This window comes from Amphritea atlantica, from assembly GCF_900111095.1.
GTDB classification, from domain to species: domain Bacteria; phylum Pseudomonadota; class Gammaproteobacteria; order Pseudomonadales; family Balneatricaceae; genus Amphritea; species Amphritea atlantica.
In genome coordinates this window covers 528,555-545,451 of the sequence record NZ_FOGB01000002.1, presented here as the reverse complement: position 1 = coordinate 545,451, position 16,897 = coordinate 528,555, and the positions used below count along the sequence as shown (strand labels likewise).

Sequence of the window (16,897 nt, the reverse complement as noted above, 5' to 3'; positions counted from 1 at the left end):
CTACCTATAGAAAAACGTGGTTTAAAATGCAAAAAACACCACCTGCAAAAAACGCAGGTGGTGGGCACGAAAACAATACCTGTTTTCCAATTGCCTACGAAAGTATGGGCTAATTCACTTTCGCTAAGGCATCCTACATTCTGACCACAGGTTTGATGGTGACACCGGACTCTGAATCCGCAATCGCCTCGTTAATCTGCTCAAATGGGTAGAACCTGACCATCTTATCGAAGGGAAATTTACCCTGCTGATAGAGATCGATCAGCTGCGGAATAAAACTGTCTGGATTCGATTCACCTTCAACGATACCGATCAGACGACGACCGCCACTCATAAAGTGCACTTCATCGAGCACAATCTCACTACCCGGAGCTGACGCCCCCAGCACACCACAACAACCCCGTGGAGCCAGGCTCAATACCGCGCCCCTGATCACCGGAGTCAGTCCGGTGGTATCCAGTGCATAGTCGACACCGTAACCGGTGATCTCCATGATTGCAGCGGTCACATCACCGTTAGAGGGATTCAGACTGTGTGTCGCCCCCACCTCTTCGGCAAAGGCCAGTCGCTCATCATTCATATCAACGGCAATAATAGTCGTGGCACCCATCGCATGGGCAGCCATCACCGCTGACAGCCCTACCGAGCCGGTACCAAAGATCGCAATCGACCTACCCGCCTTCACTTGCAACGCATTGATAACCGCACCTGCACCGGTTTGCACGCCACAGGCCAGCGGTCCGAGCAGATCCAGCGATACCGCATCGGTGACTTTGACGATGTTGCGCTCATGGCACAGCGCATGGGTGGCAAACGAGGACTGACCGAAGAAGTTACTCTGGATCACCTCGCCCTCTTTTGACAGCGCCGTCGTGCCATCCTCCCGGGTAGCAAAAAAATTGCGGGGGAAAAACTCATGGCAGTAACTGGGGGCATGTTCCTCACAGCTGGGGCAGCCGCCACAGGAGTTATAGGTCATCACCACATGGTCACCCGGAGCCACTTTGGTCACACTGGCTCCCACCTTTTCAACCACACCGGCCCCCTCATGTCCCAATACCACAGGCATCGGCGTTGGCAGCATGCCATCGCGCACCACGATATCGGTATGACAGACACCGGTCGCCACCACGCGCACCAGAATTTCATCCGCCCGTGGTTCCTCAAGTTCCAGACCTTCCAGAGTCAGTGGCCCATGTACAGTTCGGGCTACAGCCGCTTGAATCTTCATAAATTTCTCCTGTTATTATTATCTCGGTTTACGCAACAGAACTAAAAACCTGCCGCCAGACGGTCGCCACTTCATCAACCGCACGCCCCGCTGCAGCCACCGCACCGGACATGCTGATATAACCGTGCACCAGCTGCGGATACTCAGTCAGGTTGACGGAGTTACCCGCTTGTTTCAGTGCCTCAGCGTACGCCATACCTTCATCCCGCAGCGGATCAAACCCCGCCACCTGAATCAGAGTCGGGGGCAAATCTGATAGTTTTTCAGCTTCCAGCGGTGCAAGCCGAAAATCCACCGGCTCAACACTGCCTGCCAGATAATGCTCCATAAAATAGACCATACTGCGGTTGGTCAGCGTATAGCCCTCACCATATTTTTCATAAGAGTCATACCCGGTATCGGGGCCCGATGCAGTGGGGTAAATAAGGGTTTGCTGGCGGACTGAGGGACCTGCATGATCCCGTGCCAGCAACGCACAGACCGCGGCCAGATTTGCACCAGCGCTATCACCGGCCAACGCAATCTGTCCGGGTGCAACCCCCAGCTCCGACGCTGCATCTGCCAGCCAGCAGAGTGCTGCGTAACTATCTTCGACGGCCGCCGGGTAGGGGTGCTCCGGTGCCAGACGGTAATCCACCTGCACAATCAGACAGCCGGACAACCGGCTTAGCTGACTGACAACACCGTCATAATCCCGGGGGCAGCCCACCACAAAACCGCCACCGTGCAGATAGAGCACCGCGCCAGCCAGTTGATCCTGTCCCTCCGGACGGTAACACCGCAACGCCAGTTCACCGCCGGGGCCGGGTATGCTCAGATCAGAAATATTCACCCCGTCAGCGACGGCAACATCGGTGGCCGCCAGTATCTGGCTGTAAACCTCACGGCCAACCGCGGGGGGCAGATCAGCAAAGTCCGGCGCACCGGCAGCTATCGCCTGTTCCAAAATGCCTTTTATCTGCGGATCAAGCATGGCTGTTTTCCTCAGTTAAAGGCTGGCTTTTGAGACCATCCGGATCATGACTATTGTGCTTCTGCCCTGGCGCACTGCTGCTAACAGGCGGAGCAAGCACCGTAGAACCAAACAGGAAATGCGCCAGCGCCGGCAACAGAATCAACGCTCCCAGCATGTTAAACAGGAACATAAAGGCTAGCAGGATCCCCATATCCGCCTGAAAAAGGATCGGGGAAAACACCCAGGTAGCCACCCCCACCGCCAGGGTTGCCCCGGTCAGCATCACGATCCGACCGGTCTGACGCAACGCCAGCTGATAAGCCTGGGTGACCGTCATGCCGAAGCGCAGTCCCATCAGTAACACAGACAGAACATACAGCGCGTAATCCACACCGATCCCCACCCCCAGCGCAATCACCGGCAGAATCGCCACCTTAACGCCGATTCCCAGTTTGACCATCAGCGCCTGACACATCACCGAGGTCAGCATCAGTGGCAACACCGCCGCCACGACACCACGCCAGGTGCGGAAGGTGATCCAGCAGAGAATAATCACCGCACCGTAGACCATGTACATCATCTGATTCATCGCTTTTTTCACCACGATATTGGTAGCCGCTTCAATACCGGAGTTGCCCGCTGCCAGCATGAAGCGAGCCTCATCATCGCTGTTATCAGCGGCAAATGTCTGCGCGACTTCAACCACACTGTTAAGCGTCGCGGCCTTATGATCCTTGAGATAGACATATACTGATAACAAACTGCAATCCGCATTAAACAGCTCCCGTGGTGCCCGAGCCTGCACCGCTCCCAGCGCTGCATTGTTGGGAATCAACTCCAGCCATTTAAAGTTGCCCTCGTTGTAGCCCACCATCGCATAGCGGGAGAGCCGCGCCATTGAGTTGGTCGATTCAACACCGGGCAGCCGTTCCAGCTGCCCGGTCAGCTCACGGACCTTCGACAAGACTGAGTAATGGGTACAGCTATCCACGGCGGTTTTCACCATCACCACGAAGATATCGGAACTGGCGGCATAGTTATCGGCCATAAAGGCGGTATCCAGGTTATAACGGGAATCTGCCCGCAACTCAGGCGCCCCCGGTTCCAGATCACCGATCTGTAAGCGGCTGCCGACCACCGAACCAAACACCGCCAGTCCGGCCGCCACCGTCAACGCTGTCAACGCCCATTTACGCTCAGTAAACAGGGCAAAGAATTTCCACAACCGTCCGGGCAGTACCTGATGAATTTCACGATCACTGCCGTCATCACCAGCACCAACGCAGTCATGCTCAACCGAGCGCGCAGCTGCCTTAGGTGTGACACCGATATAGGAGAGCAGTACCGGCAACAGCACCAGATTACTGATAATCAGCACCGCCACCCCCAGACTGGCCGCAATCGCCAGCTCGCGGATCACACCGATATCGATCACCAGCAAAACGGCAAAGCCAAAGGCATCGGTAATCAGCGCCGCGATACCGGTGCGGAACAGACGACGGAAGGTATTGCGGGTGGCCACATAGGGCGCCATACCACTACCAATATCGCGCATCACGCCGTTCATCTTCTGCGCACCATGGCTGATACCGATGGCAAAGACCAGAAACGGTACAAGGATCGAATAGGGGTTCAGATCGAAGCCAAACAGCTGCAGCATTCCCAGTTGCCATAGCACCCCGATCAGGGAGCACCCCATCACCAGCAGCGAGCTACGCAGGCAGCGGGTATAGGCAAACAGTACCGCTGTGGCAATCGCCACCGCCAGTACGAAAAACACCAGAACCTGCTGCATCCCTTCGATCAGATCACCGACAATCTTGGCAAAACCGGTGATATGAATCTCAATATTATCGCTCTGGTACCTGGTTCTGATCTGCTCCAGTTGACGGGACAGTTGACCGTAATCCAGGGGTTCGCCGGTGCGAGGATCTTTATCCAGCAACGGCACATAGACAATACTGGAGCGGAAATTAGCTGACACCAGCTGGCCGATCTCACCGGAGCGCTGCACATTCAGGCGAACCTGTTCCAGACTCGCGGCAGAACCATCAAAATTACCAGGAATCACCGTACCGCCATCCATGCCCTCTTCGGTGACGGCGATCCAGCGGGTACTGGGGGTCCACAGCGACTTCAGATAGGGACGATCAACCCCTGGCAACAGGTAGAGTTCATCATTGATCTGCTGCAGTGTTTGCAGATACTGCTGATCGTAGATAGTCCCCTGTTTAACACCGACAGCAACCCGCAGAGAGTTCCCCAGCCCGGCCAGACTGGAACGGTTGGCAAGAAAATTGGTAATAAACGGATGTCCGGTGGGGATCATCTTTTCAAAGCTGGCATTCAGTCCCAACTGAGATGCCTGCCAGCCCAGCCCGATACTGATGATCAGGCAAAATACCAACACCAGCCGGCGCTGATTAAACACCAGTCGCTCAATAAACGATCCGGAATGGGGATCGAACGCTTCCGGCTGCGAGCTCGCTGCAGCGGTTTTTATATTATTCGCACTATTCACAACGCTATTCCTTCACACTGCCGGACGTACTATCCCTGGCAATACGCCCGGGCAGATCAAATCGATGAACACCGGCCAGACTGGCAACAATGGCCGCCCCGTCAGCCGACTGAACAACATCCGCTAACGGCAACGCTGGCAGATCCGCTACCGGCGCAAAACCGCTGTCATTCCGGTTAACCAGCAGCGAGCCACTCTGACTCACCACCAGCAGCCGCCCATCCGCCAGCATCGACGCCGCACTGAGTGCAACCTCTTCCCGGGTATCAAGCTGAGTCCAGCTGTCACCATTGTCGACTGAACGGAACAGGTGCCCCCGCAGGCCATAGACGACAAACGCCCCATCCGGCTCAGCGATAATACCGAAAAAGCTGCCATCATAAGGCGAGTCGAGCGCTTCAAAATGTTCTCCGGCATCACGGGAACGCAGCAGAGTCCCCTGCTCTCCGGCCATCATCAGCACCCCATCCGCCTCGGCCATACCATACAGATGCAGCCCCATCGGGTTATCAACCCGACTCAGCCACGGCTGCCAGCTCTGACCACCATCATGGGTACGATAGATGAGGTTGTAGGCACCGAAAACAAAGCCGTTGAGGGCATCAGTGAAATGCAGATTGAGAAAGGGTTTATCAGGGCCATCATCGATTAAGCGGCGCGCTTCACGCAGCTCACGCTCATCGCCACCGCGCAGCTGAACATCCGCTAACAATAACTGTGCCGCCTGAATCCCATCCAGTTGTTTTTGCCAGGTTTCACCGCCATCCGTGGTCGCCAGCACCACGCCATAGTGGCCGACAATCCAGCCATGACGGGAGTCGACAAACTGCACCTCAGTTAGCGCGGCAGACACCGGCGACACGATCTGATTCCAGTGCTGACCGTTATCGTCCGATAACAGAATAATGCCCTCTTCACCCACAGCCACCAGCCGCTGACCCGCCCGTGCAACCGACAATATGGTTTTATGCACTGACTGAGCAGTGATCTGTGCCGGCTTGTCCAGCGCAGTAAATCCGGTTTCAGCGGCAGCCACAGCGGTCCAGCTTTGCCCGGCCATCAGCAACAGCAGGCAACCTCCCGCCAGCCGGTTTCTTAATGTTGAATTGGAAAATACGACCATCAGAAAACTCCTGATCATCGCCTGAGATCAGCTGCTGTGGTTTACAGCAGCCGTCAGGCAACGATCAAATACGGATTGCGAGATATTAGCGAGCCCCCTGGTTGGCCAGTTCTACCGGACTCCAGGTGCCTTCAGATATCGGTTCACGCACCCGGTAATGTGGGGTACCACCATTCATGGCAGCGTTCAGATAGTACGCGCCGGTTTGCAGGTCATACCCCCCCCACATCACATTAGTCACCAATGCTGGCAGTTCGGGCACCAGATAGGTCAGTGAGTAGTTCATGCGCCACAGATCACCTTTAGCATCCCAGCCATCAAACAGGACAATTTTCCAGCTGTCTTCGTCGACATAATAGGTACGCTTCGGTACGGTGTGACGCATGCCGTCTTTCAGTTCAGCATCTACCACCCAGACCCGATGCAGTTCCCAGCGGACATTCTCCGGATTGAGAAAATGCTCACCCATCAGCTCATCAATACTCACCTGCGCGGCACGGTTATTGTTGTAAGGGATAAAGAGCTCTTTTTTGCCCAGCAACTTATAGTGATGGCGATCAATAGGGCCAAACATCATAAAGGCCTCATCAAACAAGCCGACCCCCGAGGTGACGAAATCGGGAGTATCATAGGCAACAGATGGCGCTTTACGCACCCGGCGCTGCCCCACCAGATACTGCCAGATAGCGCGTTTTTTCCCGGCGATTGACGGGTCATGAACCAGGATTGCTTCGCCGGCCTTAGACGCCGGACCGGTCACAATAAAACGCCCTAACTGGTTTACACCGCTATAGTCGGCAGCGTCCCCCTCCTTGTAATAGTAAGGAAACTGCATCAACTCATCACCTTCACTGGCCAGCGAGCGATGCCCATCGGCAGTCACAATATAGGTTTTCATCGCATACTCGACCGATTCTCCCGACCAGCCTAAGCGATGATTCCACATCACCTCGGCACCGGTTTTTGGAATCGGGAACGGGATGCCACCATAAGCACCACTGACGGAGGTTTCATCCGCTGCCAGTTCCGCGCGGGTGGCATTCTTTTCGGTATTGCTATAAACCCATTCAGGTGCCGCTGCCGAACGATGGGTGGGATAGATATTCATGCGAAAATCAGGATTTTTGGCAAACAGGGCTTTGACGCCATCACTCAACTGATCACTGTATTGCGCCAGATTTGCAGCTGTAATGGTAAACAGCGGTTTATCACTGGCAAATGGATCAGGACGTACCTCACCACTTTTATAACCGGCCGCCACGGTGGTATAGCCACCTTTCCACTCGGGAATGGTGCCCGCAGCATTGCCTGATTTTTCCGCCCCCAGTGGCGTCAGCGTAGTGTTAAGTTGTGCTGCCGTCTGGGCATCAACAGCGGCCAGCGAGAGTTGTGAGGTCAGTGCCAGAGCAACCCCTGTCACCAGTGCTTTAAGTGTATTTTTCATTATTTTTATCTCCACTGAATTCGGTTAGAAACTGCGCTGAATATACAGCGACACAAAATCCCGGTCGGCACGGGTCTGTTTAAATGAAAGCGCCGGAGCCGGGTTGTTCTGCGGCGTTACGAAGCTGAACTCGTCGCCGAGAAAACGCACATAACTGGCTCCCAGTTTCCAGGTGTTCTGGTAGGTTCCGTTAACCCCCAGAGAGAAATCACCGCCGTAAGAGGCACCACCATTCATATTGGCAACCGCGCCGGAACGCCCGGCAAAGTTGTATCCAAGGCCGACAGGCACTTCGACATCCAGACCTGGCAATACCTGAAAGTAGGCTGGCGAAAAGATCATCCGCATCGCCCAGGCGTCGCGGGTACTGTTAGGATCCAGCGCATTCGGATTCTTATCGACCGACACCACCCGGTTCCACGCCAGCTCACCCAGCAATGCACCGCCATCCCATAGGGAACTTGGCTGCAATACATAGATACCGGAAAGGTTGGCATGGGCGGTCTTACCCACCGCATAAAGAATGTTGTTATCGTTATCGGCGGTCTGGCCGACGGAGATCTGCGGATCACTGTTGAGCGGGGCGTTAGTGCGCATCGATGCTTCCGCCGCGATATTCAGCTGACCAATGGAGGTAGTCGCACTGGCGCCAAAGGTGTCAATATCCTGACCATAGACGGTGCGGATAGTCCCCCCGACCGGGTCAAAATAGAAGCCCGACGGCGTCTTGGCGTGATAGCGGGCATAGTAAAGACCATACTCAAAATCACTCTCTTCCGGGGCGATACGCAGTTTCAGACCACCCTGACCGGAATCATCCGGTTCGACATCTGAGATATGATTCCAGACAACCCCGGGACCGGCGATCAGTGATTCAGTACCGGGACCGGCCCAGTCAATATTGGACAGATAGCTGCCGACACCCGGCAGACGGGTCTCTTCCCAGCCGAACTGGTAGTAACCGCCCAAAGACAGTTCCGGACTGATCTGCAAGGTGCCAGACAACTGGTTAACCGGCCGCAACACCTCTTTAAACTGTGTGCTCGGTACGCTTAACAGTTTGATCAGATCGATGGGGCCCTGAGCATCAGCGATACCGTTGGCACCAAAGAAAAGCGTTTCACCGTATACCAGTGAGTGGCGTCCCAGACGCAGGTTGCTGCGCATATCACCGAGGTCAAAGTTACCGTAGACAAACGCATCCAGCAGCTCGGCCTTACGTCCATGCACATCGCGGGTTTCGTCGGTGAACTTGTTGTTTTTGACGCTGGTGGCATTATTGGTAAACGGCGAGTCGTTATCGTTGCTCTGGTTATACACCGAGTCATACCAGGCAGCGCCACTCACCCTTACTCCATAATCTTTATAACGGGCATCCAGTTCGGTCAGCCAGTCGAGTCTGTTGGATATTAGCCCTTTATCGAAGTTGCGGTCACCATCATCATAGTTAACATCGGCCAGCAGAGAGTCTGACTTGTCTTCCACCCTGAATGCCGCACTGTATTTAAAGGTGTTATCCCAGCGCAGTCTGATATCAGGATTACCGGTATCAATTTTATACGCCAGTGCCTCTGGAACGCATAGAACCGTTGCCAGTGAAATGGCAACCGTCAGGGGCTTTAATGACGTTCTTGTCAGGGGCAAGGATTTTAAGCGGGAGTTGTTATTCATATTTTATTCCTTCGCTTTGAATTAAACGTTGTTATGCGGCTGAGAGACTGATCGTCGGCAGCGCTGCAAAAAATATTGGTTAATCGATCAGAACACCTCAGAATGGATAGGCCGGCGGGGTATCTTTCACGGTAACCCACTGCCACTGGCAGAACTCATCCCAGTCAGCCGGTCCGCCGATGCTGCCACCATTGCCGGAAGCGCCGCGACCACCAAAGGGATTGATGCACTCATCATTCACGGTCTGATCATTGATATGCACCATGCCGGCGTGCAGACGCTCGCCGATCGCTGTCGCCCGACCGACTGAGCGACAGATCACCGCTGCGGCCAGACCATACTCAGTATCATTGGCGATACGGATCGCTTCCTCGTCGTCGCGATAGGTAATGATGCTGGCAACCGGACCAAAGAACTCCTCGCTATAGGCGCGCATCCCCGGTTTGACGCCCGACAGAACTGTCGGCTGATAATAGGGTCCTTCGCACTCGCCACCCGCTTCCAGGATTGCTCCGGCAGCCACACTCTCTTTGACGATGGCGTCAACCCGCTCCAACTGAGCACGGTTGATAATCGGTCCCATGGCCACGTTACCATCGGTTGGATTGCCAAAAGGCAGGTGAGCAGCTTTAGCCACCAGCCGTTCTGTCAATTGCGCTGCAATCGATTCATGAACAATGATCCGTCCCGATGCCATGCAGATCTGCCCCTGATGGAACCAGGCGCCCCAGGCTGCATTGCTGGCGGCCAGATCAAGATCGACATCCTCGGTGATGATCAGCGGGCTTTTCCCCCCCAGCTCCAGCATCACTTTTTTCAGATGGCGTCCGGCCAGCTCACCGATTCTGCGGCCAACCGGAGTGGATCCGGTAAAGGCGATCATGCGCACATGGGGATCAGTACACAGCGCTTCACCGGCATCCGCCCCCCCAGGAATCACGTGCAGAAGGCCTTTTGGCAGCCCTGCCTGTTCCAGCGCCCGGGCGATGATAAAACCACCGCTGACCGGCGTACGAGGATCAGGCTTGAGCACCACAGCATTCCCCGCCGCCAACGCAGGGGCGACAGCACGAATAGACAGTATCAGCGGAAAATTAAACGGTGAGATGACACCGATAACCCCTAAGGGTTGGCGCTTGGCATAAGATAGAGTGCCCGACGCCGAAGGCAGCACCAGGCCATGATCCGGATCAAGCAGCATCGCCGCCGAACGCCGCAGAATCACCACAGCCTCGCGCACCTCATGCTCGCCCTTGGCAAAGATGCCGCCGGTTTCCCGGGCGATCCAGTCTTTTGCGGCATTGAAATCCTGTTGCAGAGCCTCAGCCGCACGAAAAAAGATATCGGCCCGTTCACGACAGGACATTTTCACCCACTCAGCCTGAGCCTCAGCAGCACTTCGCGCCGCTATGGCGATATCTGAGGCATCGCCCATACCGGTACGGGTCAGTGCTTCCCCGGTGGCCGGTTCAGTGACGACGACACTACCTCCCTGCGCAACCTTCCAGCTACCATCGAATATCCGACCCTCCCAGAGGGATGGATCCAACAGACCTGAATCACCTTCTACAATTGACACAATAGAACCTCCAGCGTGTTGTCCGCCCCAATACAGATGGGATGAACTTTTTTTATTGTTAATCTGATAGAGCAACCGCTGTGCCAGATGTCACAACAACACTGTTTATTGCAACGCAACATCGACTGAACAGTTAAAAAGAGAAGGTTTTCACAGAACAATTTTTCTTTAGCTAATTGCAGCGCACAAAAATTATTTGTCCACTCAACAATTGATAAGATTGTTAAACACAGCAAAACGACTTAATATTTTTGTTAAAAATTACAATAAACATGAGTAAAGCCGATGCCCATCCCTGATCCGAACGGTTTGTCACAAACTCACGAGCTGCCCGCAGGTGACAGCGACAATCTCACTGAAGATTCAGGCCTGAATTTTGGCCAGCTGTCTGAATATCTGCACTTCTCCCCCAAAGACGGACGTATCTGGCTGGATGGCCAGCGGATGGTGCTGATGCACAACTCGTCCCTGGGCAGCCTGCGCCGTGAACTGATTGAACGACTGGGGATTGAGCGGGCACGGGGACTGCTGACCCGGTCGGGCTACAGCTCCGGCGTCCGGGATGCACAGCTGGTGCGCGAACGCTGGCCCGATGCTGATCCGGAAGCGATCTTCTTTGCTGGCACGCAACTGCACTCTCTGGAGGGCGTGGTGCAGGTGGAAACCATCCATTTTGAGTTCGACCCCCATCAGGGAACCTATGATGGCGAGTTTCTCTGGCACCACTCCAGTGAAGATGATGAACATATCGCCGCCTATGGTATCGGTACCGAACCGGCGTGCTGGATGCAGCTGGGTTATGCCATGGGTTACGTGACCACACTGCTGGGACGACTGACCGTATTCCGCGAGGTCGAGTGCCGCTCAATGGGCCATGCCACCTGCCGGGTGATCGGCAGAACTATAGAACTATGGGGCGATGTCGAAGAGGATCTGCGTTATCTGAATGCTGAAGATTTTGTCAGTCAGAATAATGCCGGTTTAAGCTCAGGCAATCTTCCGGCGGCGGCACCGCTGCCGGTGCCAGGTACGGACCTGCCGGTTCTGGGAGATCGACAGTTAATCGGTATCTCTTCCGCCTTTATCGCCGCCTGTCATATGCTCAAACGGGTCGCCAGCACCCGGGCCACGGTATTATTTACCGGTGAATCGGGGGTGGGTAAAGAGCTGTTTGCCCGTATGCTGCATGAGATCGGCAGCCGTAAAGATGAACCTTTTATCGCGATAAACTGCGCGGCTATTCCCGACACCCTGATCGAGTCAGAACTATTCGGTGTTGACCGGGGGGCTTTTACCGGAGCCACAACATCCCGCCCAGGGCGCTTCGAGCGCGCCCACGGTGGCACCCTGTTTCTTGATGAGATCGGTACACTCAGCCCCAGCTCCCAGGGCAAACTGCTTCGGGTACTGCAGGAGGGGGTGTTGGAACGGGTCGGTGGGACCAGTCTGATCAGCGTCGATGTCCGGGTGGTCGCCGCCACCAACGTCGAACTGAGGGATGCGGTCACCAAAGGAGAGTTCCGCGAGGATCTGTTTTTCCGCCTGAATGTATTCCCGATACTGTTACCGCCATTGCGGGAGCGGCGAGATGATATTCCGCTGTTGCTGTCCCACTTTCTTGAACACTACAACCTGCAACATGGGCGAAGCATACGTGGCTTTACCCTGAAAGCGATGCGGGCACTGCTGAACTACCGTTTTCCCGGCAATATTCGTGAGCTGCAGAATCTTGTCGAGCGGGGGGTGATCGCCGCCGAGGATCATTCACTCATCGACCTGTCTCACCTGTTCCGGGATGAAGAAACCACCCGGGCGTTGCTCTTCACCATCAGTAGCGAGGGCGAATTAAGTCCGGAAAGCGAAGAGTCGGCGCTGGAACAGTTTCGCCGTTTCGCCCCGGCTAACGCTGCCGGCCCGTCACTCGATAAACTGGAAGCCAGGCTGGTCAGCGAAGCGGTCGCTCAGGCAGACGGCAATTTGTCAGCAGCCGCACGACTCCTGGGGCTAACCCGTTCCCGACTGGCTTACCGTATGAAAAAGATCAATGAGAGCAACCAGGAGTCCGGGTAACCTGTCCCGTTCTATTGGCTATCCTCAATTACAGCAGCTTATATTCCAGTGCCAATCGATAACTGAATGCCCCCTGCCCCTCCGGCAGGGGCAGCGGCAGTGATCGTTTAATCGCATCCAGTGTTGCCTTATAAAACAGCCGGTTACCCTCCAGCCACTCAAAGCTCTCCAGTGCGCCATGGCGATCCAGTGATAGTTTGAAGCTCACCCGCCCCTCAATACCCCGGGACTGTGCCCGCCTGGGGTAGCGCTTATGCTGGTCGATACGCTGTACCAGCAAGGCCAGAAAACGCTGATATTGCTGCTCAGCACTGATCACCGGAGCGACCGGTTGCGTGCTGCTAACCGGGTTGTTTATGGGCACCGCGGGCTGCTCTTTGTGTGGCTCAGGCCCGGGGACAGGTTCTGGCTTCGGTTCTGGCTTCGGTTCTGGCTTCGGTTTGGGCTTCGGTTTGGGCTTCGGTTTGGGCTTCGGTTTGGGCTTGGGCTTGGGCTTTGGCTTTGGCTTAGGTTCTGGCCTGGGCTCTACAGGTGGGACTGTTTCCTGAGGCTGAGGTTCAGAGACTGTTGGCTGGGGCACCGCAGCGGCTAACGTTACCGGCTGATAACTGATAGGCAGGGCCGCAGCAACACTCAACTCCGGCTGTTGTAATTGCTGCCAGATAACAGCATGCACCCCACCGGACAGTATCAAACCCGCTAACAGAAAACCGCCAGCACGGCGAGGTGGCTCAGGCTTCAGACTCATTCTTCCCGGGTGGCGATTTCAAGGTTATTAATGTGTAGCAAGCGGGCGGCATCCAGCAGCTTCACCACCCGGTTAAAAGAGACCTGACTATCCGCTTTAACACGCAGCAGTCGTTCCGGGTGATCGCTGAACAGACTCTGTAAACGTGATTCCAGCAGTTGCCCATGAACCACTTCTGAATTGATATAGAATGTGCCCGCTGCATCGATCATCACCACCACCGGCTCCGCTTCTTTAACCTCCTCGGCACTGGACGCTTCCGGGAGCGTCAGTTCAATCTGTTTTTCATCCACAAAATGAGCGGTCAGCATAAAGAACACCAGCAGCAAAAATACAATATCGATCAGTGGTGTCAGGTTGAGCGTAATCAGACTATGGGCAGGGGACTTATAGGACATCCGCAACACTCTCCCACTCTTCCAGCTCCTCATCGTCTGCAATATCAACGCTCTCAGAGCGATTCAGCACCAGCGCCGCAGCCTGATGCAGATGCCAGTGATAACGGCCTAAAGCAGACTCCAGAAAGTGCAGCAAAATCAACAGCGGTATCGCCACAGACAACCCCACACCAGTGGTGAGCATCGCTTCCCAGATCCCCCCGGCCAGCGCCATCGCATCCACTTTACCACCGGCATCCTCAATCACCTGAAACGCCTTGATCATCCCGGTTATCGTCCCCAACAGCCCCAGCAGAGGAGCCGTATTGGCCAAGACCGCGACGGTTTTCAGCCCCGACTCAAAGGGCTTCATCTCGGCCTGAATCAGATGGGCCGCGGTGGCACGCAGTTCAGGGCTATGACCCTGTACCCGCAACACAGAACGTAGCTGATCAACAATTCTTTTCTCTGCACCGGCATGCCATCTTTGCGGCGAAATAGTCAGGTCACTTCGACGGGTAAACAGAAGTTGCAGATAGCGGCTGGCAATAATCGTCAGACCCAGCACAGAATACGCGACCAGAATCCAGATAACCGGACCACCCTTTTCAATCCACAACATAGTTAAACGCCCCTTAAAGCGGTGTTCACCGCGACTAATATCAACATAACAGCGCCGGTGCGGGTCAGGGCCTGCTGCCACATTGCCAGTTGCCGCTGCAACTCCTGCCCCAGCAGAGCAAAGCCGTAGCGCACCAGCAGAGTGGGAATAACGATAGCCCCCAGACCAAAACTCAGCGCTACCGAAGCCCCCCATAATGGGTCTGCACTCTGTGCTGCAGCAGCCAGCAACCCCAGCAGCGGCACACAGGGGTTCAATGCCAGAGAGAACCCCAGTAAGGCCAGCTGCAAACGATTCTTTTCCGTCGCCACAGCATCCGTGGCGATCAGTTTGACAGCGGAGGAGCGCTGATCACTCGTTTGTCGCCCGTCACTCTGCGCCATAGCAACCGAACAGACCGGCTTACGACTTTGAAACAACATCCGCAACGCCAGCCAGAAAGTCACCCCGGCGATGGCCCAGGGCAGTAACGGATGTTTCAGATAGTGTTGCAGCACACTGCCACTCGCCGCTGCGAGAGTTCCCAACAGCAGATACCCGGCGAGCCTGCCGCTCATAAACGGCAACAGAACTGCATGAAACGGTTGTTGCGCCGCCGGCCCCAGCAGTACCGGCCCCAGATAGGGCAGACAACTGATATTACAAGGGCCGCTACCAAAACTAAGACCGATCAGAAAGGCGGTCAATACCGCTGCAGTCAGTTCCAACCCCAGTAGTTCAACACTCATACTTTCTCTTTTTCCGCTTTGCTAAAGCCGATCAGCTTAACGCTGTCCCACTGTGTCTGAGCTTTCTTGCGCCGTTTAAAATACGCCGGGCTGGAACTGAACACTGGCACGTTAAGATAGCGTAACTGTAATACATCCTTATCGGGACAAAACTCAACGCAGCGGCCACACAGGGTACAATCAGCCAGAGTAATATCCTTTGGCCTGGCAACCGCATTAAATTCACTCTGCAGTTCACGGATATCCATCGGGCACGCCTCAGCGCACAGACCACATTTTTCGCAACGGGAGCTGCCCTGCTTCACCAGACGAGCTAACCCCACTTTTCTGAAGACGGCGTGCAGCGCCAGCATTGGACAGATACGGCAGAACGGTTGTCGCATCGTCAACGCCAGCGCCACCATCAAACCAAAGAGAAAATCGCCGGTGATGGAAAGGGCCATATAGCTGGGACTGGAGGTATCGACAAACAACTGTTCATTGGAGCCGGTCAGCAGGGTGGTCATAATCCGGCTGGGGCAGATCTGACAAAACGGATCGCCCCACTCATCACTGAGAAATCCCAGACTGGTCAGTGCCGGCAGAACCAACACCAAGCCCCCCAGCATCAGCCACTTCACCGGCCGGATCTTATCCACGGCTCCATGAGTCAGGCTATCTACCCGGCGCAACCCAAGCTTCTGGCCGATCAGTTGCATCACTTCCTGAAAAAAGCCCAGCGGACAAACCCAGCCACAAAAGGCTTTATTGAGGAAAACAAACAGCAGCAGGAAAGTGCCTACGGTAGTCAGGAAAGGCATCAGAAACATAAACCAGTTCCCGGCATCTGCCGCGGCTCCAAGACGGTGGTGCAGTTGATGCTGTAACGGGATCAGCGCACAGTAGTCGGCATTCATCGAATCGTAAGCACAACTCAGGGCGGGCAGCGCCCCGGAAATTTTATCGGCGGCATAGAAACCGATCACCACCGAACCATATACCAGAAACACAAACATCAGTAACTGAACAGAGCGGCGCACCAGGGTCAGATTTGCACACATCTTTTCTTCCTCCGGCTATGAGCAGGCAGACGACGGTTCAACCATAGTCCAAACAGCAGCCCGCCAAGGGCTGCCATCGCTCCCAGGCTGGCACTTTTCCAATGGGAAGGGTTAACGTAATAACTCATACTCAGAGAGCTCTGATAGTTGATCCCTTCGCGGTCAACCTCACTGAATATTCGCAGCTCGCCTGGCGGGTTTTTCCGGGCACCCGGAACAACCGTGGCAAAATCATCAGGGATAACAAGCTTCAGCACGCCATCACTGTCGCTGTGCAGAATCTCGGTACTGCCCGTTTCCGTCATCACCAGTACCGGCTGCTCAGGCAGTGGCTTACCGTTAAACTGCACCCTAAAGCGGTAGGGTTTATCACTGGTATATCGCCAGTGTTCCCGGGGCAGAGGATCTGGAACAATCTCCAGCTCCCCCAGGGATTCGGCCAGCAGATCAGAGGGGGAGCTGTCCACAGGCTTTCCATTGAAGTAAAGATAACGCACCGCCAGATGCCGATAATCGCTTCCCTCCTCCCGGGCCACCAGTGCATGGTAGTTGTTTTTACCGCTACCCTTTACCCGATAAAGGCCCTTATCAACCTCCAGTGGGTTGCGTTGCAGGTCGGAGTGCAGCAGCGCTACCGTGCGCTTTGCATCCGGGATCTGCTCAGCCAGTTTAAACATCTTTGCTGCGCCGCCATGAGCGCCGCCCCTGCCTGGCACGGGCTGCCAATAGAGATCCGCCTGAACCATAAAGGCTGGCATCCATAACACAAAAACGATGAGTGCTCGCAT

14 protein-coding genes are annotated in these 16,897 nt (G+C 55.1%); 1 reads left to right on the top strand and 13 read right to left on the bottom strand.

Annotated features, from left to right (window positions below; genetic code table 11):
• Positions 1–133: 133 nt before the first annotated feature.
• The 7 genes from BMY09_RS05790 to BMY09_RS05760 all read right to left on the bottom strand — a co-directional run bounded on the left by BMY09_RS05790 (position 134) and on the right by BMY09_RS05760 (position 10,524).
• Positions 134–1,231, bottom strand: coding sequence for an NAD(P)-dependent alcohol dehydrogenase (locus BMY09_RS05790; protein WP_091355157.1), 1,098 nt, complete (start codon positions 1,229–1,231; stop codon positions 134–136).
• A 28-nt stretch (positions 1,232–1,259) separates the two neighbouring features.
• On the bottom strand, positions 1,260–2,204 hold the full coding sequence (locus tag BMY09_RS05785) for an alpha/beta hydrolase (RefSeq protein WP_091355155.1): 945 nt from the start codon (positions 2,202–2,204) through the stop codon (positions 1,260–1,262).
• Positions 2,197–4,707 (bottom strand): efflux RND transporter permease subunit, encoded by a 2,511-nt coding sequence (locus BMY09_RS05780; protein WP_245756510.1) that lies wholly within the window; start codon positions 4,705–4,707, stop codon positions 2,197–2,199. The genes BMY09_RS05785 and BMY09_RS05780 overlap by 8 nt, the downstream gene beginning before the upstream one ends.
• Before the next feature lie 4 nt (positions 4,708–4,711).
• Complete coding sequence (locus BMY09_RS05775; RefSeq protein WP_175483449.1) at positions 4,712–5,830, bottom strand: WD40/YVTN/BNR-like repeat-containing protein; 1,119 nt, start codon at positions 5,828–5,830, stop codon at positions 4,712–4,714.
• 85 nt (positions 5,831–5,915) lie between these two features.
• Complete coding sequence (locus tag BMY09_RS05770; RefSeq protein ID WP_091355152.1) at positions 5,916–7,274, bottom strand: DUF1329 domain-containing protein; 1,359 nt, start codon at positions 7,272–7,274, stop codon at positions 5,916–5,918.
• Positions 7,275–7,298: 24 nt separating this feature from the next.
• Positions 7,299–8,945, bottom strand: coding sequence for a DUF1302 domain-containing protein (locus BMY09_RS05765; protein ID WP_091355149.1), 1,647 nt, complete (start codon positions 8,943–8,945; stop codon positions 7,299–7,301).
• Positions 8,946–9,042: 97 nt separating this feature from the next.
• On the bottom strand, positions 9,043–10,524 hold the full coding sequence (locus BMY09_RS05760) for a benzaldehyde dehydrogenase (protein ID WP_091355283.1): 1,482 nt from the start codon (positions 10,522–10,524) through the stop codon (positions 9,043–9,045).
• A gap of 285 nt (positions 10,525–10,809) precedes the next feature.
• On the opposite strand from BMY09_RS05760, the gene BMY09_RS05755 reads away from it, so the two are divergent.
• On the top strand, positions 10,810–12,594 hold the full coding sequence (locus BMY09_RS05755) for a sigma-54-dependent Fis family transcriptional regulator (protein WP_091355147.1): 1,785 nt from the start codon (positions 10,810–10,812) through the stop codon (positions 12,592–12,594).
• Positions 12,595–12,622: 28 nt separating this feature from the next.
• Here BMY09_RS05755 and BMY09_RS22120 read toward each other — a convergent pair whose 3' ends face one another.
• From BMY09_RS22120 to BMY09_RS05720, 6 genes are read right to left on the bottom strand one after another with little or no spacing between them, the layout of a single operon-like run.
• Positions 12,623–13,342 (bottom strand): TonB family protein, encoded by a 720-nt coding sequence (locus tag BMY09_RS22120; RefSeq protein WP_175483448.1) that lies wholly within the window; start codon positions 13,340–13,342, stop codon positions 12,623–12,625.
• Entirely contained in the window at positions 13,339–13,740 is a 402-nt protein-coding gene (locus BMY09_RS05740; RefSeq protein ID WP_091355141.1) for an ExbD/TolR family protein, read from the bottom strand. The genes BMY09_RS22120 and BMY09_RS05740 overlap by 4 nt, the downstream gene beginning before the upstream one ends.
• Complete coding sequence (locus tag BMY09_RS05735) at positions 13,730–14,341, bottom strand: MotA/TolQ/ExbB proton channel family protein (protein WP_091355140.1); 612 nt, start codon at positions 14,339–14,341, stop codon at positions 13,730–13,732. The genes BMY09_RS05740 and BMY09_RS05735 overlap by 11 nt, the downstream gene beginning before the upstream one ends.
• A gap of 2 nt (positions 14,342–14,343) precedes the next feature.
• Positions 14,344–15,069, bottom strand: a complete 726-nt coding sequence (locus BMY09_RS05730; protein ID WP_091355137.1) for a sulfite exporter TauE/SafE family protein — start codon at positions 15,067–15,069, stop codon at positions 14,344–14,346.
• Positions 15,066–16,109 carry a 4Fe-4S binding protein gene (locus BMY09_RS05725; RefSeq protein ID WP_091355135.1) on the bottom strand — a complete coding sequence of 348 codons (1,044 nt, stop codon included), beginning with the start codon at positions 16,107–16,109 and terminating at the stop codon, positions 15,066–15,068. Before BMY09_RS05725 ends, BMY09_RS05730 begins: the two co-directional genes overlap by 4 nt.
• On the bottom strand, positions 16,094–16,897 hold the full coding sequence (locus BMY09_RS05720; RefSeq protein ID WP_139203138.1) for a DUF4198 domain-containing protein: 804 nt from the start codon (positions 16,895–16,897) through the stop codon (positions 16,094–16,096). Before BMY09_RS05720 ends, BMY09_RS05725 begins: the two co-directional genes overlap by 16 nt.

Bases quoted from the DNA above. Each gene is read 5' to 3' on its own strand.
- BMY09_RS05790 (WP_091355157.1), bottom strand. From the start codon at position 1,231: ATGAAGATTCAAGCGGCTGTAGCCCGAACTGTACATGGGCCACTGACT.
- BMY09_RS05785 (WP_091355155.1), bottom strand. From the start codon at position 2,204: ATGCTTGATCCGCAGATAAAAGGCATTTTGGAACAGGCGATAGCTGCC.
- BMY09_RS05775 (WP_175483449.1), bottom strand. From the start codon at position 5,830: ATGGTCGTATTTTCCAATTCAACATTAAGAAACCGGCTGGCGGGAGGT.
- BMY09_RS05770 (WP_091355152.1), bottom strand. From the start codon at position 7,274: ATGAAAAATACACTTAAAGCACTGGTGACAGGGGTTGCTCTGGCACTG.
- BMY09_RS05765 (WP_091355149.1), bottom strand. From the start codon at position 8,945: ATGAATAACAACTCCCGCTTAAAATCCTTGCCCCTGACAAGAACGTCA.
- BMY09_RS05755 (WP_091355147.1), top strand. From the start codon at position 10,810: ATGCCCATCCCTGATCCGAACGGTTTGTCACAAACTCACGAGCTGCCC.
- BMY09_RS22120 (WP_175483448.1), bottom strand. From the start codon at position 13,342: ATGAGTCTGAAGCCTGAGCCACCTCGCCGTGCTGGCGGTTTTCTGTTA.
- BMY09_RS05740 (WP_091355141.1), bottom strand. From the start codon at position 13,740: ATGTCCTATAAGTCCCCTGCCCATAGTCTGATTACGCTCAACCTGACA.
- BMY09_RS05735 (WP_091355140.1), bottom strand. From the start codon at position 14,341: ATGTTGTGGATTGAAAAGGGTGGTCCGGTTATCTGGATTCTGGTCGCG.
- BMY09_RS05730 (WP_091355137.1), bottom strand. From the start codon at position 15,069: ATGAGTGTTGAACTACTGGGGTTGGAACTGACTGCAGCGGTATTGACC.
- BMY09_RS05725 (WP_091355135.1), bottom strand. From the start codon at position 16,109: ATGTGTGCAAATCTGACCCTGGTGCGCCGCTCTGTTCAGTTACTGATG.
- BMY09_RS05720 (WP_139203138.1), bottom strand. From the start codon at position 16,897: ATGCGAGCACTCATCGTTTTTGTGTTATGGATGCCAGCCTTTATGGTT.